This window comes from Streptomyces sp. NPDC002896 (assembly GCF_040295225.1).
Lineage (GTDB): Bacteria > Actinomycetota > Actinomycetes > Streptomycetales > Streptomycetaceae > Streptomyces.
In genome coordinates this window covers 87,515-105,903 of the sequence record NZ_JBEOVA010000004.1, presented here as the reverse complement: position 1 = coordinate 105,903, position 18,389 = coordinate 87,515, and the positions used below count along the sequence as shown (strand labels likewise).

Here is an 18,389-nt window from a genome sequence, read left to right as displayed (position 1 = left end):
ACATCAAGGCCTTCTTGACCGGCTGGACTTCCCACTGGTTGGATCGGTGACATGAAGCGACAGGACCTCACGCGGCGACGGCACGTCGACCTTGCGCGTGTTTCCAGCGCCTTCTGTTGCTGTCGCGCCTGAGCGGACTTGAGGGAAACCCTCCAACTCGCTGCATACGCCGGACGCCTCCCGAGCCGTCGATCGTACGGGCCGCAGGTCGTCCACCTTCATGAAATCCGGTCGCGGTCGAATTCCGTTGCCGTGATTCTTCGATTCCTCCGCTCACTGCCGTAGTGCGGCGCATCTGAATTCTTGCGATCCATCGATGTCGATCACCCGGATCGACCGGTCGTTTCGCCGACGTACGGGAATTCAGATCACGTTGCACGGCCGCGATACGGCCAGCGAGTCCGATGCGGCCCGCGAGTCCGTGCTGGTGACTACCTGACGGCTGGTCACACACAGCGTCGGCATACACGTCTCAACCCGAAGGAAACCCTCATGGCCACCATCCTCTCCGTCTCCGGAAGCCCCTCCGCGACCTCCCGTACGGCCCGCCTGCTGCGCCACCTGGACGCCCGGCTCACAGCCCAGGGACATGAGGTGATCCCGCTGGACGTCCGCACGCTGCCTGCCGAGGCGCTGCTGGGCGCCGACTTCAAGCACCCCGCGATCGTCGAGGCCACGAACCTGTTCGCGCAGGCGGACGGCGTGGTGGTCGGCACCCCTGTCTACAAGGCCGCCTACTCCGGCCTGCTGAAGTCCCTCCTTGACCTACTCCCGCAGTACGCCCTGGAGGGCAAGACCGTCCTGCCGCTGGCCACCGGCGGTACGACGGCCCACGTCCTGGCCATCGACTACGCGCTGCGGCCCGTGCTCAACTCCATGGGCGCCGGGCACATCGTCCAGGGCTGGTTCACGCTCGACAAGGACATCACGGTCGGCGACGACGGTTCCCTGGCCATCGCCCCGGGGTCGGCCGACGCCCTGGAGCAGGTCGTGGACCGCTTCTCTGTCGTCCTCGGCGGCCGCCCGTCGCGTACGCCCCTGCTGGCGGCCGCCGGGTGAGCGCCGAACCCACGGGTGGGACCGCCACCGCGCGCCCCACCGCGGCCGTGATCGGCGACGATGCCGAAGCCCTCACTGTCGCCGCCGACCTGGCCGCGCAGTTCCGCAAGGACGCCGCCGAAAGCGACGCCCAACGCCGGCTGCCGCGCTGTGCGCCAATACGCGGCAACCGCAGCACCCGGTCCTCTAGTCGCAGGCTCCACGGGCTCCCCCCGGCGCACGTCGTCGGCATCGTGCCGCTGAAGCGCGGTCACCAGCTTGCGGAAGAAGCGTGGGCTCAGCCCGGCGAACGGTGAGCCCAGGCTCTCGGACCCTGCCTACGATGCCGGGATGCAGCCACACTTCACCGGCACCTGCCTGCTCAGCGACGACGTTCCATCACTCGCCGCCTTCTACGCTGCTGTCCTGGACGCAGAGGTCCAGGGCGCAGACCCCTTCGCCACGGTGTCCGTTCCTGGCGCCGTCCTGTCGTTCTTCTCGGCCCGAGCAATGGAGTCGATGGTGCCGGGAGCGATGTCCACCGCTGCGAGCGGGAACTTCACCGTGGAATTCGAGGTCACTGACGTCGACGAGCGCCACGAAGAACTGCGGGGACGGGGAGTTGAGATCCTGAAGCCGCCGACAACCCAGCCTTGGGGACGCCGATCGGTCTGGCTGCGTGATCCCGACGGCAACATCGTCAATCTCTACCAAAAGGCCTGACGCTCTCCGGCGGACCGCTGCCCACCGTTCCGTCGGCGCAGGGCAGGACGTCGGCGCCGGCGTCGACAAGCGGGCGTCGCCTGCTGCGGTTCAGGCGCAGGGACAGCAGGGCGGCGACCGTCACCAGCAGCGGCCAGATCAGATAGACGCCCGACAGGGCCAGCAGCAGAGCCACGGCGGCGAGAGCGGCCCAGGCCGCCGCGCGCCCCGCACTGCCCCGTGGCAGCAGGCGGATCGCGGCGGCCACGCCGATCGCGTACACCGCGACGAAGGACCCCGTCGAAAGCAGCACCACCGGCCTGGCGCCCACACCCGTCGCCGTCACCGTGAGCAGGGCAAGCATGGCGAGGGTGGAGATGAAGCCGAGGCTGCGGCGCGGCGTCTCGCCCGCCGTGCTGCCGCGCGCGAACCAGCCGGGCAGCACGCCGTCCCGGCCGAGGGCCGCGCCGAGTTTGGCGGCACTGGCGTAGTAGGCGTTCATGGTGCCGAGGGTGAGCAGCACGGCGGCCAGAGCGGCGAGCGGACGGGCGCCGCCGCCCAGGCCACCGGCCATGAGGTCCCCGAGCGGTGCGTCGGACCGGGCAGCGCCGCTGCCGAGCACCGCGATCACGGCGAACGCCACGGCCAGATACAGCACGCCCACGATCACGACCGCGAAGGCCGTGGCACGCGGCAGATCGCGGGCCGGGTCGCGGAACTCCCCGGCCAGATGCGTGATCGCCTCCCATCCCGCGAAGCTGAACACCAGCAGGACCGCGGCGGGCCCGACGGCCGCCCAGCCGTGCGGCGCGAACGGCTGGAGGTTCTCCGCCTTCGCGTGCGGCAGGGACAGTACGACGGCGGCCGCGAGGAGGGTGACCAGCAGTCCGAAGAGCACGGACTGCAGGCGGCCGGTCAGCCGTAGCCCCGTCATGTTCACCATGGTCACCGTGGTCATCAGCGCCCCGGCCGTGACCGCCGTGGTCGCCGCCCCGCCGCCGAGGGCCGCGGCGACGTATGACCCGCCGAAGAGAGCGGCGGCCGTCGCGCCCGGAGGTATCGCCAGGTAGAAGCACCAGCCGACCACTGCGGCGGTCCGCTCGCCGAACGCCAGCCGGGCGTACGTCGACACGCCTCCAGCGTCCGGATGGCGCGCCCCCAGGGCGGCGAAGGCCGCAGCAAGCGGCGCGGAGAGGACGACGAGGCCGAGCCAGGCCAGCAGCGAGGCCGGACCGGCGACCTCGGCGGCGAGCGCGGGCAGGGCGATGACACCGGTCCCGAGCACCGCGCCGACGTAGAGCGCGGTGCCCTGGACCGCGGTGAGCCGCCCCCGCGCGGCACTGATCGTTTTGTTCTGCATGCCGATCAGCCTCGCGGGCGCCGCCCCCACCCGCCATCGGCAGAAACGCCCACATGCGCTAAATTCCTGCCATGAACGCGCCTGCCATGAACGTCCCTGCCGTGAGCGCCGACCGGCACGTCGTGGCCGTCGCGGTGACCGACGCCGCCCCCACCTTCGAACTCGCCGTGCCCTACGAGGTCTTCGGCGTCGACCGCAGCGACATCACCGACCCGTGGTACGACCTGCGGCTGTGCGCCGCAGAACCGGGCCCGCTGCGCACCACGGCCGGACTGAGCCTGGACACCCCGTACAGCCTCGACGACCTTGTGGAAGCCGACACCGTCGTCGTGGCCGCCTGCTCCCGCCGCGTACAGACGGCCCCGCCGCAGCCGCTGGTGGACGCGGTCCGCACGGCCCACGAGCGGGGCCGGCGCATCGTGTCCCTGTGCAGCGGCGCCTACGTGCTCGCCGCCGCCGGGCTGCTCACGGGCCGACGGGCGACCACCCACTGGATGAACGCCGTCGACTTCGGCCACCGCTTCCCCGACGTCCAGTACGACCCGACCGCGCTCTACATCGAGGACGGCACCGTCTACACCTCGGCAGGCACCGGCGCCGTCATCGACCTCTGCCTCCATCTGGTCCGGCTCGACCATGGCTCCGCGGTCGCCAACGAGGTCGCCCGCCGCATGGTCGTGCCACCGCACCGCGAGGGAGGGCAGACCCAGTACGCCAAACCGCCGGCACGCGAACGGAAGAACGACACCCTCGCCCCCGTACTGGAATGGGCACGCGAGCGCCTGCACGAGCCGCTGACTGTCGCCCTGCTCGCCCGCGCCGCCCATCTCAGCGAGCGCACTTTCGCCCGCCGCTTCCGCGAGGCGCTCGGCACCACCCCGCTGCAGTGGATCCTGCAGGAGCGGGTACGGCTGGCCCAGGAGCTCCTTGAGACCACGGACGACCCGGTGGAGAACATCGCACGGCGCACCGGCTTCGGCACGGCCGCCAACCTGCGGCACCACTTCGGGCGCCTCACGACCATCTCGCCGCAGGCGTACCGCCATGTCTTCCGCCACCGTGCCGCGGCCGCACAGCGCGCAGTCTCGACCCCGGGCTCACCCTGACCGCCCGTCCTTGTACCGCGTCAGTCCCAGACGTGCGTCAGTCCCAGAGTTTGAACGACTCTTCCTGCTTCGCCTGCGCAGGCTTGTCGTGGCTGTAGACGAGGCGCATCCGGGTGTAGTGCTCCTGGTTCGGATCCTTCTTCCAGGGCTTGGGGCGGTCGAGCTTCACGGTGACCGGGTAGGCGTGGAACTTGCCCACGGCGCAGTAGGGCTGGCAGTCGTTCACGAGATCGGTCCCGCGGGCCTCGGCGAACGTCGGTCCCCAGGAGGTCCACCGGAGATCGACGAGCCGGTTGTTCCCGTCGCCGCAGGCCAGGATGAAGTCGTCGGGGCGGACCTGCGGGTCGAAGAAGCAGTCGACGACGACGGGATCGGGCTCGGGCGGCGGTGACGCCGCCCCTGCGGAGGTGGATGCCGGTACCACTGCTGCGAGCGCTGCAGCGGCACAGACCGTGAGCGCTGTCCTCAGCTTCTGTCTCTGCATGTCGGCTCCCCTCCACAGCTTGGCTCCTGTGTCGACGCTACGACCGCGCCCGGAGATGCACCACCGCGACACGCATAACCATGCATTGCATGAAATAGAACAGGTGCTTGGGGCATCCCGCGCGGGGCCCCGCGGGGACGGCCTGGGAGAATCGGGCCAGCACTGGTGTACGGCAGAACATGCCGCGGACGATGGAGGAGCCCGTGCCGCTGACCTCGGAACCATTGCGAAAGCTGGGCTTCTTGACGATCGGGCTGTTCGACGAGGCCCTCGCCGCGGCCACGAGTCGACGCTCGAGATCATCGAACTGGGTGAGCGGCTGGGCTTCGACAGCGCCTGGCTGCGCCACCGTCACCTGCAGTACGGCATCTCCTCGCCCGTCGCCGTCCTGGCGGCCGCCTCACAGCGCACCAGCCGCATCGAGCTCGGCACAGCGGTCATCCCGCTGGGCTGGGAGAACCCGCTGCGCCTTGCCGAGGACCTGGCGACGGTCGACATCCTGTCCGGGGGCCGCCTCAATCCGGGCGTCAGCGTGGGCCCGCCGATGCACTACGACCAGGTCAAGCACGCGCTCTACCCCGACACCGCCGAGGCCGAGGACTTCAGCTACGACCGTGTGCAGCGGCTGCTGGACTTCGTGCGCGGCAAGTCGGCCACCGACTTCAGCGGTGTCGAGGGCTTCGAGGTGTTCTCGGACCGCGTCCAGCCCCACGCCGCCGGCTTGGGCCGCCGTATGTGGTACGGCGGCGGCAGTCTCCGGTCGGCCCAGTGGGCCGGTGAGCACGGCATGAACCTCCTGACCAGCAGTGTCGTGAAGGCGGAGGAGTCCGAGGACTTCGCCGAGACCCAGCTGTCGCACATCCGTACCTTCCGCGCCCACCACCCAGACGGCGACCGGGCCCGCGTCTCCCAGGGACTCGTCGTCATCCCCACCGACTCCGCCACGCCGGAGCAGCGCGCGAAGTACGAGGCCTACGCCGAGAAGCGGCTGCCGCGCACCGCCGCGCCCCAGGGCCCGGCGCGCATGATGTTCGCGCCCGATCTCGTCGGAACGTCCGCGGAGATCGCCGAGCGGCTCTACGCCCATGCCGCGTTCCGGGAGGTCGACGAGGTCGCGTTCGCCCTGCCGTTCACGTTCGAGCACGACGACTACGTGCAGATCCTCACCGACATCGCCATCAAGCTCGGCCCGGCACTCGGCTGGCAAGGAGCCGCCTGAACTCCGGCGTCTGACCCCGGCCGGCACGGCGTCGTGATTCCGCCTGCCTGCCAACGTCTGCGGCCTCCCGTCAGCCGGCGCGGTACTTCGCCGCTGCCGCCTGGGCGATCTTCTGCGATTTCTGCAGAGCTGTTTCTACCGATTGCCTTCCCGCGATGGCATAGCTGATCTCCTGGGAGACCTTGGTGCCGATGTCGGCGAACTCAGGGATGCCGACGAAGCTGATTCCGGTGTAGGGGCGCGGGCCGACACCCGGGTTCTTCGGGTCGGCGGAGTTCTTCTCCGCCGTGTATTCCTGCTGGTACCAGGCGGCAGCCGCCCTCTGGTAGTCAGGGTTGGCGTAGAGCGACTCCCGGCTTCCGGCGGGCGCCGCTGTCCAGCCCGCTTCCTTGCCGATCTGCTCCTGGTATTCCTTGGAGGAGGCCCAGGAGATGAACTCCCACGCGGCGTCCCGGTTCTTGCTGGCGCTCTGGATTCCCCATGCCCAGGTCCACAACCAGCCGGCTTTCTGGGTCTTGTCGTGCGGTGCCGCGACGTAGCCGACCTTGCCCTTGACCGCTGAGCCATCGGACTCGACCGACTGTGCCAGGGACGTGGCGTCGTACATCATAGCGCACTTGCCTTCCCTGAAGGCGTCGAGGATTTCCAGTACGCCGCTCCGCGCGGCGTCGGTCTCACCGTGTCTGTGGACCAGGTCGACGTAGAACTGAACGGCCTTCTTGAACTCCGGCGAGGTGAGCCGGGCGTTCCAGTCCATGTCGTACCAGGTGCCGCCGAAGGTGTTGACGACGGTGTTTATCGGTGCGAGATTCTGGCCCCATCCGGGCAGTCCGCGCAGGCAGATGCCCTTCGCGCCCTCGGTGCCGTCGATCCTGGCCGCGAGCGAGGCGATCTGCTGCCAGGTCGGGTTCTGAGGCATGGTCAGCCCGGCTTTCCTGAACAGGTCCTTCCGGTACATCGTGAAGGAGCCTTCGCCGTAGAAGGGCTCGGCATAGAGCTTGCCGTCGCTCCCGGTCAGGGCCGTGATCAGATTGGGGAAGATGTCGCCTTGGTCGAAGGACTCGTCCGCTTTCGCGTAGGAGTCCAGAGGGACGAGCCAGCCGTTCTTCGAATAGATCGGCACTTCGTACGCACTGACGCTGGCGACGTCGTAATGCCCGGCCTGGCTCGAGAACTCGCGGTCCATCCTGGCCCGCGCTTCGTTCTCCGGCAGCAGCGTGTAATTGACCGTGATACCGGTCTCCGCGGTGAAGTACCTCTTCGTGAGCTTCTTCAGATTCTGCATCTGCGGCGCGTTCATGGAGAGCACATTGATGCTCTCCTTCGACCCGCCGGAGGGCGGATCCCCTCCGCCGCAGCCGGAGAGGGCCAGACCTGCGGTAACCGCAAATGTCACAGTCAGATGGGAGAGGGGGGAACGCTTCATGGGATCCCGTCTCTGCCGAGCCATGTCTGCGGATCCTTTGCGATGTGTCCGAGCATAACGAAGTCAGTGGACCCGGACCGTTGTGCTGTGCATGCATCTCGGCAGGCCTGCGGAGGCACGGTGTGCATGGTCCGAGGCGCAGACGGATGGCGATTACTCAGGGCCGACCGCGCGCCTCGTGGGAGCGCCGGGAAAGCGTGTCGACGGTCACGGCGGCGACCAGCACACCACCGGTGATCAGGAATTGGACGGCGTCCTGGGCGCCCAGAAGCGCCATGCCTGAGGCGATCGACTGGATGACCAGCACGCCGAGCAGAGCTGACCACGTCGAGCCCCGGCCACCGAACAGGCTGGTGCCGCCGATGACGGCCGCGGCGATGGCGTTGATCAGCAGCATGCCGGAGCCCGCGGCGCGAGCCGTCGTCGGGCTCGCCGCGGTGAGCCCCGAGGCCACGAACAAGCCGCCGATCGCAGCCAGCGTGCTCGACAGCATGAACGCCGAGATCCGAACCCGTACCACGTCGATGCCGGCGCGGCGCGCAGACTCGGCGCCGCCGCCGATCGCGACGATCATCCGTCCGTAGCGCGTGCGGTGCAGGACGTAGTCCGAGCCGGCGAGGAAGACGAGGAAGATCAGGAGGGCGAGCGGCAGGCCCTGGAACTGGTTGAGCACATGGGCGGCGGCGAACGCGACCAACGCCAGGACAGCGGTGCGCACCCAGATCTCACGCAGCGGCCGGTGCGGCATCCCGGCGGCCTTGCGGCGCTTGCTGAGCTGGTGTGAGGCCAGGAGGTAGCCGGTCGTGCCGAGCGCCGCCAGGCCGTACGCGGCGCCGATGGCGCTGAAGTAGTAGCTGGTCAGAGCGGCGACCAGGCCCTCGTCGTTGATGTTGATGGCACCGCTTGCGCCCAGGAGGAGCAGCGTCAGGCCGTTCCATGCCAGAAGCCCCCCGAGGGTGATGACGAAGGCAGGCACGCCGATCCTGGAAAAGAAGGTCCCGTGGACTGCTCCCACAGCCGTTCCCGTGACCACCGCCAGGATGACGGCGAGCCATTCCGTCATACCGAGGTTCACGCTCAGCACGGCGAACACGGCCCCCGCGAGACCGCTGACGGAGCCGACCGACAGGTCGATCTCGCCGATCATCAGCACGAAGACGACGCCGATGGCGACGAGACCGGTACCGACGATATCCACGCTGAGGTTGGACAGGTTACGCGGCGAGAGGAAGCTGTCGTCGAGGCCCTGGAAGACGAGCCAGAGCGCGACGAGGCCGAGGGTGACCCAGAGCGGGCCGCGTTCACTCCCGTGCAGTCCGTGCCGGACAGCGTCGGTGAACCTGCTGACGTGTATGTTCCGCCAGGACGTGCCGCCGGTCCTGTCGGCCGCGGAGGACACTGCGTCGGCGCCGACCGATCTGGCGGCTCGCGCACCCCGGGATGTCCCCTGCCTGTTCACGGCCATTGCCCCCGGCTCGTCGTGCGGTGGGTCGCGGCATTGTCCGACGCACCGCTGGCCGAGGCGAGGACCTGTCCCTGGGACGTCGTAGTGGCCACAGGCAGCTGGAGCTTGGGCGTGCCCGGAAGCGAAAAGACACCGCACAGCGTCGGCAGGAGCAGCACCGGCATCGGCCGCCTCCTTCGCAAAGCCCGGCCTCACGTGGATGAGCCCGGCGTCAGGTGAGCCCGGCCTTGTCACAGGCGGAGCGGAGCTTCGGGATGCAGATCTGGTCGATCGTGTACACGCCGTCCTTGACGAGGGTGTCCTTGATGTTGCGAACGGTCACGGAGACGGGAGTGAGCAGTACGGTCGGGATGCCCTTGGTGGTGGCGTTGTCGATGGTGCCTGTGGCGATGCTGCCCACGTCCTCCCCGCGCCCCAGGGCCACGGCCATGGCGGCAGCGGTGCCGGCCTGGTCCCTGAACGGCTTGTAGACCGTCATGTACTGCTCACCGCTGACGAGGCGCCGCACAGCGTCCAGGTCGGCGTCCTGACCGGTGACGGGCGGCATCGGTGTGAGGCGGGCGGCCTTGAGCGCGGAGATGACGCCGGTGGCGATGGAGTCGTTGGCCGCCAGGACGCCGTCGATCCCGCCCGGGCCCAGGGATGCGATGGCGGCGGACATGTTTGCGTGGGCGTTCTCCGCCTGCCAGTCGACTGTGTCGTAGGACTTGCCGATCTTCACCTTGCCCTGGAGGACGGACAGTGCGCTCCTCTTGAACCACTCCGCGTTGGGGCCGCTCGGATCGCCGTTCATCATGACGATCTGGCTGCGGTCGGCCTTGTCACCGAGGGCCTTGAGCAGAGCCTCACCCTGCAGCCTGCCGACCTGCGCACCGTCGAAGGTGACAAAGCCCGAGATGGGGCCTTGGGCGAGCCGGTCATAGGCGACGACCGGGATCCCCGACTTGCGGGCCGCCTCGACCGAGGAGCGGAGCGCCTTCGGGTCGACGACGTCAAGGATCAGGACGCTCGCCCCTTTGGTGATCATGGTGTCGAGCTGGCGCCGCTGGACCGCCGCATCGTCACCGGCGTTGGCGTACTCGACCTTGCATTGGGCGCACAGTTCCTTCAGCCTCTTCTCGATCAGGGGCTTGTCGAAGTGATCGAAACGAGGGCGCCCGGAGCTCGGAAGCAGCAGGCCGATCGTGAGGCTGTCACCGCCCGCCTCACCGTTCCCACCGCAGCCTGCCAGGGCTGTGACCATGAGTCCCGCGGTCACGACGGCGATGGCGTTCAATCTGCGGGTCCTCATGTCAGGGACCCCCGCATCGCTCAGCGACCGGGCAGGCGCACGCCGAGATGACGCTCACGGCGACTCGCTGTGGGTCCGCGGTGAGAGAGGGGGTTGGACACATCCCATCTGCCTCCCGTCCGATGCCGTAAGTATCGGCAGCTAGAGCCGGACACACACGGTGACGGTGAGGGCGCCGAATCCTGCGCTGGTGGACTAGCCGTCCAGACTGGTAGGGCACCTACACACCAGAGTGGCACATTCGGTCGCGCCGGTATTGCGTACAGACCCTGCCGGGTCTAGCAGGGCGTGTACGTCGACCGCGAAGCGGGCCGGCGCCGCACTGCCCCTCGCGGAAGTGGTCGCGGGGCGACATCACCGCCGGCTGCCGGGACGTCGCGGTGGGCGGCGTCGTCACTCCCCGTTGACCAGCACGACCTCCAGTGCCCGCGGGCCGTGCACGCCCTCCACGCGGTCCAGCTCGATGTCGCTGGTCGCGGACGGACCGGAGATCCAGGTGAGCGGGCGCGTCGGGTCCAGCCGTTCCAGGGCCTGGGGGACCGAGGAGACGACCTGGCCGGGGACGCGTACGACGCAGATGTGGTGGTCGGGGACCAGGGTGATGCGGCGGCGGCCCTGGTCGGGGCCTCCGTCGAGGACGATCGTGCCGGTCTCCGCTACGGCCACCGCGCAGCCGGTGACGACGCTGTCGAGCTCGTCCAGCTCGTGCGGAGTGCTTGCCGCGCTGTCGGGGACACGCGTCGCCTCGGCCGCCTCGGCCAGCCACTCCGAGGGCAGGCCGGAAGGCACCAGCACCGTCCGCGAACCGCGCTCGGCGAGTAGCCGCGCGATCAGAGCGGGCAGGCCGCCGACGTCCGTGCGGTGCACGATCGCCCGGTAGTCCGCCAGGTTCTCGGCGAGCAGGTCGACGGTCTGTTCCGTCGTACGGTCGCCGTGCTCGCGCAGATACGTGCGGTCCACGGCCTGCTCGTACGGCGTGTCGTCCTTCGGCACGTCGGCCAGCGCGCGACGCACCCGGCCCAGAATCAGGTCCCTGCTGCTGCTCACCGGGCGTCCTTTCCACCGTGCGTGCGCTGCCACCAGTCGCGGAACGGTTCCGCCGGTACCGCCGGAATGTCCCGGCTCGCGGTCCATGCCTGGCCGGGGCCCGGCAGCGACCGCGGATGGAGCCGGCGGGTCCGCGACGCCAGCCGCTGGCCCGTGCGCAGCGCACCCGGGTGGCTGAACGCCCAGCGTGCCGCCCGCATCGCCGCCCGCTCGGCGGCGTGCCCCTTCGCGGGCTTCAGAACGACCTTCGCGCCCTGACGCGTGACCATGCCGCCCTCGACGATGCGCTCCCGCAGATGCACCAGCACCTCCGGGATGTCGATCGCCACCGGGCACACCTCGTAGCAGGCGCCGCACAGGGACGAGGCGTACGGCAGCGAGGCGTCGATCTCGCTCTCCGTGCCGCGTAGTTGGGGGCTCAGGATCGCGCCGATCGGGCCGGGATACACCGAGCCGTACGCGTGGCCACCCGCCCGCTCGTACACCGGGCACACGTTGAGGCACGCCGAGCAGCGGATGCAGCGCAGCGCCTGGCGGCCGACCTCGTCGGCGAGCGTGTCGGTGCGGCCGTTGTCGATCAGGACCAGGTGGAAGGTCTGTGGGCCGTCCTCGTCTGTGGTGCCGGTCCACATCGACGTGTACGGGTTCATGCGCTCGGCCGTCGAGGAGCGGGGGAGTGTCTGGAGGAAGACCTCCAGGTCCTGCCAGGTGGGCACGATCTTCTCGATGCCGACGACCGAGATCAGGGTCTCGGGGAGGGTCAGGCACATGCGGCCGTTGCCCTCCGACTCGACGACGACCAGGGTGCCGGTCTCGGCGACCATGAAGTTCGCGCCCGAGATACCGACCTTCGCGCGCAGGAACTTCTCCCGCAGGTGCAGGCGGGCCGCTTCGGCGAGTTCGGCGGGCGTGTCGGTGAGGCCGTCGGGGGCCGGGCGGCCCCACTCGCCCATCTCGCGCTTGAAGATGTCGCGGATCTCGCCCCGGTTGCGGTGGATGGCGGGGACGAGGATGTGCGAGGGGCGGTCCTTGCCGAGCTGCACGATGAGTTCGGCCAGGTCGGTCTCGTAGGCGTGGATGCCCTCGGCCTCGAGGGCCTCGTTCAGTCCGATCTCCTGGGTGGCCATCGACTTGACCTTGACGACCTCGGTCTCGCCGGTGGCCTTCACCAGGTAGGTGACGATGCGGTTGGCCTCGTCGGCGTCGGCCGCCCAGTGGACGATGCCGCCCGCCGCGGTGACCGCCTCCTCCAACTGCAGGAGATAGCGGTCGAGATGGCGCAGCGTATGGTCCTTGATCTGCTTGCCGGCCTCGCGCAGCCGCGCCCAGTCGTCGAGTTCGGTGACGGCGCGGGCACGCTTGTCGCGGATGGTGTGCGTCGCGTGCCGCAGATTGCCGCGCAGGGTCTTGTTGCGCACGGCGTCGTGCGCGGCTTTCGGAAACGAGGGCATGCCCACGAACGTCCCGCTCATGCCAGGGGCTCCTCTTCCGTGCTCGCCAGGATCTCCGCGATGTGGACGGGACGCATGGCCGTACGCAGCCGTCCCATCGTGCCGCCGATGTGCATCAGGCACGAGTTGTCGGCCGCGCACAGCACCTCGGCACCCGTCGATTCGGCGTTGCGCACCTTGTCGGCGCCCATGGCCGCCGAGACGTCGGGGTTCTTGATCGCGAAGGTGCCGCCGAAGCCGCAGCACTCCTCGGCGCCCGGCAGCTCCACCAGTTCGAGCCCCTTGACGGCTTGAAGGAGCCGACGTGGCCGGTCGCCCAGGCCGAGACCGCGCAGGCCGTGGCAGGTCGGGTGGTACGTCACCTTGTGCGGGTAGTACGCGCCGACGTCCGTCACCTTCAGCACGTCCACCAGGAACTCGGTGAGCTCGTACGTCTTGGGGACCACGGGCGCCAGTGCGGTCGCGAGCCCGTCGCCGCGGCCCTCCGCCCGCGCCCGCTCACCCATCCGCGGATACAGCTCACGCACCATCGCCCCGCACGAGCCGGACGGCGTCACGATCGCGTCGTACTCACGGAAGACATCGGAGAAATGCCGGGCGAGCGGCTCTGCCTCATGCCGGTATCCGGTGTTGTAGTGCGCCTGCCCGCAGCACGTCTGCGCCATCGGGAAGTCGACCTCGACTCCCAGCCTGGCCAGCAGTTTCACCACGGCGCGGCCGGTATCCGGATAGAGCGTGTCGTTGACACAGGTCAGGAACAGTGCGACACGCATCGCGGCTCCTTCGTGTTCCTTCGTATTCGATCATCGGATGAGTGCAGATTACGCGGCGGGAGGGCGTCGCGGCAGACAGCCCCTTGCGACACCCTCCCGCCGTCCCCTCCTGTTCCGGAAGTCACCGCGCGGCGATCCTGGCCTCCGCGGCACGCCATGCGGCAGCGTCGCCCACGGGCTCGTAACGCCGCAACGGCTGCGTACGAGCGAGGAGCTCACGCATCGACGCACGGTCGCCGACGAGGCCCCGGGCACGCGCCTGGACCAGCACGTTCCCGAGTGCTGCGGCCTCTGCCGGTCCCGCCACCGCCGGCAGCCCGCACGCGTCGGCCGTCAACTGGCACAGCAGCTCGTTGTGCGCGCCGCCGCCGACGATGTGCACGACGTCGACGGACCGGTCGGCGAGCTGCTGGGCCTCGGCTATCGCCCGGCGGTGGGCGAGGGCGAGCGAGTCGAGGATGCAGCGGGTTGTCTCGGCGGGGGAGGCGGGCACCGGCTGGCCGGTCGCCCGGCAGGCGTCGGCGATGCGCTCCGGCATCCGGCCGGGGGCGAGGAACGCGGCGTCGCCCGCGTCCACGACCGCCCGCAGCGGCTCCACGTCGGCCGCATCCCGCAACAGCGCGGCCAGATCCGGGTCGCCCCACGACCGCAGGCACTCCTGCAGCAGCCACAGGCCCATGATGTTGCGCAGATAGCGGACCGTGCCGTCGAGGCCCAGCTCGTTGGTGAAGTTGGCCGTGCGGCTCGCCTCGCTCAGCACCGGAGCGTCGAGTTCCAGGCCGGCCAGCGACCAGGTGCCGGTGCAGATGTAGGCGAACCGCTCGCTCGTCGCGGGCACCGCGGCGACGGCGGAGGCGGTGTCGTGCGAGCCGACCGCGGTCACCGGCACCGGGCCGGTGAGCCCCGTCTCCTCCAGGACGTGCGGCAGCAGGTGGCCCGCCGGGTCGCCGGGGTTTCGGAGCGGGGCGAAGAGGCTGAGGTCGATGCCGAGCCGGGCCGCGGTGTCGTACGACCAGGCACGCGTGCGTGGATCGATCAGCTGCGTGGTGGAGGCGTTGGTGAGCTCCGTGCCCGCCTCGCCGGTCAGCCAGTACGCGATCAGATCGGGAATCAGCAACAGGCGCTCCGCAGCGGCCAGTTGGGCGCTGTCGCGAGCCGCCACCAGCTGGTACAGCGTGTTGAAGGGCGCGTACTGAAGCCCGGTCGCCGCGTACAGCTCGTCCGCCGGGACAGTCGCCCACACCTTCTCCGCGACGCCCTCGGTACGGGAGTCGCGGTAGTGCACCGGGTTCCCGAGCAGCGCGCCGTCCGCGTCCAGCAGACCGTAGTCGACGGCCCAGCTGTCGATACCGACCGAGTCGACCTGCCCGGCCGCCCGAAGACCGTCGAGCACGCCCGCGTACAGGGCGACGATGTCCCACCGCAGCCCCTCGGTCATGCGCACCGGCCGGTTGGGGAAGCGGTGGACCTCCGTCAGGTCCAGGGTGCCGGGGCCGACGCGGCCGACCATGACGCGTCCGCTGGACGCGCCGAGGTCGACCGCGGCGAACGAGCCGGCCGTCCCCGCGCTCATCGGAGGAAGGCGGCCGCGACACCCGCGTCCACGGGAACGTGCAGCCCGGTCGTGTGCGTCAGATCCCCGCCGGTCAGCGCGAACACCGCGTTCGCGACATGCTCCGGCAGCACCTCGCGCTTGAGGATGGTGCGCTGGGCGTAGAACTCGCCGAGCTTCTCCTCCTCGATGCCGTACGTCGCCGCGCGCTGCGCACCCCAGCCGCCGGCGAAGATGCCGGAGCCGCGCACCACACCGTCGGGGTTGACGCCGTTGACGCGGATGCCGTGCTCGCCCAGCTCGGCCGCAAGGAGGCGCACCTGGTGGGCCTGGTCGGCCTTGGTCGCGGAGTAGGCGATGTTGTTCGGCCCGGCGAACACGGCGTTCTTGGAGGCGATGTAGACGATGTCGCCGCCGAGGCCCTGGTCCCGCATGACGCGCGCCGCCTCGCGGGAGACGAGGAACGAACCGCGCGCCATGATGTCGTGCTGGAGGTCCCAGTCCTTGGCCGTGGTCTCGAGGAGCGGCTTGGAGATGGAGATGCCGGCGTTGTTGACGACGAGGTCGACGCCGCCGAAGGCGAGCAGCGCGGCCTTGAAGGCCCCGGCGATCTGCTCCTCGCTGGTCACGTCGACGGTGACGGCGACGGCCTTGTCGGGACCGCCCAGCTCCTCGGCCACGGCTGCCGCGTTCTCCGCGTTCAGGTCGGCGACCACCACGCACGCGCCCTCCGCGATCAGCCGGTGCGCGATCGCCTTGCCGATACCGCTGCCCGCCCCCGTCACCAGCGCCACGCGCGTGGCGAGCGGCTTGGGCTTCGGCATCCGCTGGAGCTTGGCCTCCTCCAGCGCCCAGTACTCGATGCGGAACTTCTCCGACTCCTCGATCGGCGCGTACGTCGAGACGGCCTCGGCGCCCCGCATCACGTTGATCGCGTTGACGTAGAACTCGCCGGCCACGCGGGCCGTCTGCTTGTCCTTGCCGAACGAGAACATGCCCACGCCCGGGACCAGCACGATCGCCGGGTCGGCGCCGCGCATCGCGGGCGAGTCGGCCTCGGCGTGCCGCTCGTAGTAGGCCGCGTACTCCTCGCGGTACTCGGCGTGCAGTTCCTTCAGACGCGCGACCGCCTCGTCCAGCGGAGCCGTGGGCGGCAGGTCCAGGACCAGAGGCCTGACCTTCGTCCGCAGGAAGTGGTCCGGGCAGGAGGTGCCGAGGGCCGCAAGGCGCGGGTGCTCGGCGCTCGCGAGGAAGTCGAGGACGACGTCGGAGTCGGTGAAGTGGCCGACCTGCGGGCGATCCTGCGATGCGACGGCCCGGACGTACGGCGCGAGGGCCGCCGCCCGCTCACGGCGCTCGCTCTCGGGCAGCGCCTCGTACCCCTCGATGACCGGCCCGAACGGCTCGGCCTTGCCGCGCTCGGCGAGGAACGCCTCGGCGGTGCGGATGATGTGCAGCGAGTTCCGCTCGCACTCCTCGGCCGTGGCGCCCCACGCCGTGATGCCGTGCCCGCCGAGGATGCAGCCGATCGCCTGCGGGTTGGCCTCCTTGACCGCCGCGATGTCCAGGCCCAGCTGGAAACCGGGCCGGCGCCACGGCACCCACACCACACTGTCGCCGAAGCACTCGGCGGTCAGCTTCTCGCCGTCGGCCGCGCACGCGAGCGCGATGCCGGAGTCGGGGTGGAGGTGGTCGACGTGCGGCGCGTCCACCAGGCCGTGCATCGCGGTGTCGATGGACGGCGCCGCACCGCCCTTGCCGTGCAGGCAGTAGTCGAACGCGGCGACCATCTCGTCCTCGCGCTCCACGCCCGGGTAGACGTCCTGCAGCGCCCGCAGCCGGTCGAGGCGCAGGACGGCCAGGCCCGACTCGGTGAGCGTTCCAAGGTCACCGCCCGACCCCTTGACCCACATCAACTCGACGTCGCCGCCGGTCACGGGATCGGTGTCGGTGCCCTTCGCGGAGGCGTTGCCACCCGCGTAGTTGGTGTTGCGCGGATCGGCGCCGAGCCGGTGAGAGCGCGCCAGGAGGGCGGCGGCTTCGGGGTGGGGTGCCATGGTGTTCTCAGTCCTTAGATGAAGAGTGTGTACGGAGGCTCAGGCGCCCGAAGGGCGTACGGGTGCTCGGGCGCCCCATTAGGGGCGCGGGGCTGCGACATCATGCGGCTCCGCCGCGTGGGCGCGACCAGCCGGACACGGCCCGCAGACTGCAGCCGGTCGGACCCGGCAGACGAAGATCAGGCTCCCCAGCCCGCCTGCTGTCCACCCACCCGCTCCTCGGCGATCTTCGCGGCCCACCCGGACCGGTGATACGCGGCGACCGGGTCGGCGTCCAGGCCGAGCTCCTCGCGAACTTCGGCGAGGAGCGGCCGGACATCGGTGTTGTACGCGTCCATGAGGACGGCGTTCGCACCGAGCACGTCACCGGCCCGCTGAGCCGCGGCGAGCGCTTCGCGATCGACGAGCAGAGCCTTCGCCGTAGCCTCCTGCACGTTCATCACCGACCGGATGATCGCCGGGATCTTCGCCTCGATGTTGTGGCACTGGTCGAGCATGAAGGCCACATCAGGCGTGAAGCCGCCGCCCCGCACCACCTCGTACATGATCCGGAACAGCTGGAACGGGTCGGCGGCGCCCACCATCAGGTCGTCGTCCGCGTAGAAGCGCGAGTTGAAGTCGAAGCCGCCGAGCTTCCCCTCGCGCAGCAGCGTGGCGACGATGAACTCGATGTTGGTGCCCGGTGCGTGGTGCCCGGTGTCGACCACGACCTGCGCCTTCGGGCCGAGCTTGAGGCAGTGCGCGTACGCCGTGCCCCAGTCCGGGACGTCCGTCGTGTAGAAGGCCGGCTCGAAGAACTTGTACTCGAGCAGCATCCGCTGGTCGTCGCCTAGCCGCTCGTAGACCTTGGCAAGGCCCTCCGCGAGGCGGTCCTGGCGCTCGCGGACGTCGTCCTGGCCGGGGTAGTTCGTGCCGTCGGCGAACCACAGCTTCAGGTCCTTCGAACCTGTCGCGTCCATGATGTCGACGCACTCGAAGAGGTGGTCGAGGGCCTTGCGGCGCACGGCCGCGTCGGGGTGGCAGATGCTGCCGAGCTTGTAGTCGTCGTCCTGGAAGGTGTTGGAGTTGATCGCGCCCAGCTTCAGGCCGCGCTCCTCGGCGTGCTTCGCAAGAGCCGCGTAGTCGTCGACCTTGTCCCACGGGATGTGCAGGGCGACGGTCGGCGCGGCCCCGGTGAACTCGTGCACCTTCGCCGCGTCGTCCAGCTTCTCGCGGGGATTCCGCGGGACCCCGGGCTGCGCGAACACCTTGAAGCGGGTCCCTGAGTTCCCGTACGCCCACGACGGTGTCTCGATGGCCTGGGTCTTGAGCGCGGCCTTCACCGCGGCGAGCTCGGTCACTTCGGGGCTCCTGGTGACTTCGGGTCTGGAAGACGCAATCTGAATATTCTGAATCGATTCAGAGAGGGAAGCTATGAG

The 18,389-nt window shown here is 69.7% G+C and carries 16 protein-coding genes and 2 pseudogenes; 5 read left to right on the top strand and 13 right to left on the bottom strand.

Translation table 11 applies throughout. The features are described from left to right. Nucleotides 1-51 precede the first annotated feature (51 nt). Together ABT009_RS07560 and ssuE are read left to right on the top strand one after the other, a co-directional pair. Nucleotides 52-132: a putative leader peptide gene (locus tag ABT009_RS07560; RefSeq protein WP_351291306.1), complete on the top strand. Its 81-nt coding sequence runs from the start codon at nt 52-54 to the stop codon at nt 130-132. Nucleotides 133-492: 360 nt separating this feature from the next. Beyond that, on the top strand, nt 493-1,059 hold the full coding sequence (ssuE, locus tag ABT009_RS07555; RefSeq protein ID WP_351290639.1) for an NADPH-dependent FMN reductase: 567 nt from the start codon (nt 493-495) through the stop codon (nt 1,057-1,059). 149 nt (nt 1,060-1,208) lie between these two features. Here ssuE and ABT009_RS47405 read toward each other — a convergent pair. After that, nucleotides 1,209-1,361, bottom strand: a pseudogene (locus ABT009_RS47405) (IS5/IS1182 family transposase); the annotation flags it as partial. 28 nt (nt 1,362-1,389) lie between these two features. Here ABT009_RS47405 and ABT009_RS07545 point away from each other — a divergent pair. Continuing rightward, nucleotides 1,390-1,761 (top strand): VOC family protein, encoded by a 372-nt coding sequence (locus ABT009_RS07545; RefSeq protein WP_351290637.1) that lies wholly within the window; start codon nt 1,390-1,392, stop codon nt 1,759-1,761. On the opposite strand, the gene ABT009_RS07540 is transcribed toward ABT009_RS07545, so the two are convergent. Further along, complete coding sequence (locus ABT009_RS07540; RefSeq protein WP_351290635.1) at nt 1,739-3,100, bottom strand: APC family permease; 1,362 nt, start codon at nt 3,098-3,100, stop codon at nt 1,739-1,741. The two genes, ABT009_RS07545 and ABT009_RS07540, sit on opposite strands and share 23 nt — an antisense overlap. 71 nt (nt 3,101-3,171) lie before the next feature. On the opposite strand from ABT009_RS07540, the gene ABT009_RS07535 reads away from it, so the two are divergent. Beyond that, nucleotides 3,172-4,206, top strand: coding sequence for a helix-turn-helix domain-containing protein (locus ABT009_RS07535; RefSeq protein WP_351290633.1), 1,035 nt, complete (start codon nt 3,172-3,174; stop codon nt 4,204-4,206). 37 nt (nt 4,207-4,243) lie between these two features. Here the strand turns inward: ABT009_RS07535 and ABT009_RS07530 are convergent, their stop codons facing one another. Beyond that, a complete protein-coding gene (locus ABT009_RS07530; protein WP_351290631.1) occupies nt 4,244-4,690 on the bottom strand; it encodes a hypothetical protein in 447 nt (148 codons plus the stop codon). Nucleotides 4,691-4,893: 203 nt separating this feature from the next. On the opposite strand from ABT009_RS07530, the pseudogene ABT009_RS07525 reads away from it, so the two are divergent. Further along, a pseudogene (locus ABT009_RS07525) lies at nt 4,894-5,909 on the top strand (LLM class flavin-dependent oxidoreductase). Between the two features lie 70 nt (nt 5,910-5,979). On the opposite strand, the gene ABT009_RS07520 reads toward ABT009_RS07525, so the two are convergent. The 10 genes from ABT009_RS07520 to rhaI form a co-directional block, all read right to left on the bottom strand. Continuing rightward, entirely contained in the window at nt 5,980-7,335 is a 1,356-nt protein-coding gene (locus ABT009_RS07520) for an ABC transporter substrate-binding protein (RefSeq protein ID WP_351290629.1), read from the bottom strand. Nucleotides 7,336-7,492: 157 nt separating this feature from the next. Then, complete coding sequence (locus ABT009_RS07515; protein ID WP_351290627.1) at nt 7,493-8,800, bottom strand: sugar ABC transporter permease; 1,308 nt, start codon at nt 8,798-8,800, stop codon at nt 7,493-7,495. Further along, nucleotides 8,791-8,964, bottom strand: coding sequence for a hypothetical protein (locus tag ABT009_RS07510; protein ID WP_351291353.1), 174 nt, complete (start codon nt 8,962-8,964; stop codon nt 8,791-8,793). The genes ABT009_RS07515 and ABT009_RS07510 overlap by 10 nt, the downstream gene beginning before the upstream one ends. A 47-nt stretch (nt 8,965-9,011) precedes the next feature. After that, nucleotides 9,012-10,091: a sugar ABC transporter substrate-binding protein gene (locus ABT009_RS07505; RefSeq protein WP_351290625.1), complete on the bottom strand. Its 1,080-nt coding sequence runs from the start codon at nt 10,089-10,091 to the stop codon at nt 9,012-9,014. Nucleotides 10,092-10,484: 393 nt separating this feature from the next. Continuing rightward, on the bottom strand, nt 10,485-11,171 hold the full coding sequence (locus tag ABT009_RS07500; RefSeq protein WP_351290623.1) for a LutC/YkgG family protein: 687 nt from the start codon (nt 11,169-11,171) through the stop codon (nt 10,485-10,487). After that, nucleotides 11,135-12,610 carry a LutB/LldF family L-lactate oxidation iron-sulfur protein gene (locus ABT009_RS07495; RefSeq protein ID WP_351290621.1) on the bottom strand — a complete coding sequence of 492 codons (1,476 nt, stop codon included), beginning with the start codon at nt 12,608-12,610 and terminating at the stop codon, nt 11,135-11,137. Before ABT009_RS07495 ends, ABT009_RS07500 begins: the two co-directional genes overlap by 37 nt. Then, nucleotides 12,607-13,362 (bottom strand): (Fe-S)-binding protein, encoded by a 756-nt coding sequence (locus tag ABT009_RS07490; RefSeq protein ID WP_351290619.1) that lies wholly within the window; start codon nt 13,360-13,362, stop codon nt 12,607-12,609. Before ABT009_RS07490 ends, ABT009_RS07495 begins: the two co-directional genes overlap by 4 nt. A 121-nt stretch (nt 13,363-13,483) precedes the next feature. Further along, nucleotides 13,484-14,935, bottom strand: a complete 1,452-nt coding sequence (locus ABT009_RS07485) for a rhamnulokinase (RefSeq protein WP_351290617.1) — start codon at nt 14,933-14,935, stop codon at nt 13,484-13,486. Beyond that, nucleotides 14,932-16,971: a bifunctional aldolase/short-chain dehydrogenase gene (locus tag ABT009_RS07480; RefSeq protein WP_351290615.1), complete on the bottom strand. Its 2,040-nt coding sequence runs from the start codon at nt 16,969-16,971 to the stop codon at nt 14,932-14,934. Before ABT009_RS07480 ends, ABT009_RS07485 begins: the two co-directional genes overlap by 4 nt. 179 nt (nt 16,972-17,150) lie before the next feature. Then, a complete protein-coding gene (gene rhaI / locus ABT009_RS07475) occupies nt 17,151-18,311 on the bottom strand; it encodes an L-rhamnose isomerase (RefSeq protein WP_351290613.1) in 1,161 nt (386 codons plus the stop codon). Nucleotides 18,312-18,389 lie beyond the last annotated feature (78 nt).

Excerpts from the sequence above, each read along its gene's own strand:
- ABT009_RS07560 (WP_351291306.1), top strand. The coding sequence starts at position 52 with ATGAAGCGACAGGACCTCACGCGGCGACGGCACGTCGACCTTGCGCGT.
- ssuE (WP_351290639.1), top strand. The coding sequence starts at position 493 with ATGGCCACCATCCTCTCCGTCTCCGGAAGCCCCTCCGCGACCTCCCGT.
- ABT009_RS07545 (WP_351290637.1), top strand. The coding sequence starts at position 1,390 with ATGCAGCCACACTTCACCGGCACCTGCCTGCTCAGCGACGACGTTCCA.
- ABT009_RS07540 (WP_351290635.1), bottom strand. The coding sequence starts at position 3,100 with ATGCAGAACAAAACGATCAGTGCCGCGCGGGGGCGGCTCACCGCGGTC.
- ABT009_RS07535 (WP_351290633.1), top strand. The coding sequence starts at position 3,172 with ATGAACGCGCCTGCCATGAACGTCCCTGCCGTGAGCGCCGACCGGCAC.
- ABT009_RS07530 (WP_351290631.1), bottom strand. The coding sequence starts at position 4,690 with ATGCAGAGACAGAAGCTGAGGACAGCGCTCACGGTCTGTGCCGCTGCA.
- ABT009_RS07520 (WP_351290629.1), bottom strand. The coding sequence starts at position 7,335 with ATGAAGCGTTCCCCCCTCTCCCATCTGACTGTGACATTTGCGGTTACC.
- ABT009_RS07515 (WP_351290627.1), bottom strand. The coding sequence starts at position 8,800 with ATGGCCGTGAACAGGCAGGGGACATCCCGGGGTGCGCGAGCCGCCAGA.
- ABT009_RS07510 (WP_351291353.1), bottom strand. The coding sequence starts at position 8,964 with ATGCCGGTGCTGCTCCTGCCGACGCTGTGCGGTGTCTTTTCGCTTCCG.
- ABT009_RS07505 (WP_351290625.1), bottom strand. The coding sequence starts at position 10,091 with ATGAGGACCCGCAGATTGAACGCCATCGCCGTCGTGACCGCGGGACTC.
- ABT009_RS07495 (WP_351290621.1), bottom strand. The coding sequence starts at position 12,610 with ATGAGCGGGACGTTCGTGGGCATGCCCTCGTTTCCGAAAGCCGCGCAC.
- ABT009_RS07490 (WP_351290619.1), bottom strand. The coding sequence starts at position 13,362 with ATGCGTGTCGCACTGTTCCTGACCTGTGTCAACGACACGCTCTATCCG.
- ABT009_RS07485 (WP_351290617.1), bottom strand. The coding sequence starts at position 14,935 with ATGAGCGCGGGGACGGCCGGCTCGTTCGCCGCGGTCGACCTCGGCGCG.
- ABT009_RS07480 (WP_351290615.1), bottom strand. The coding sequence starts at position 16,971 with ATGGCACCCCACCCCGAAGCCGCCGCCCTCCTGGCGCGCTCTCACCGG.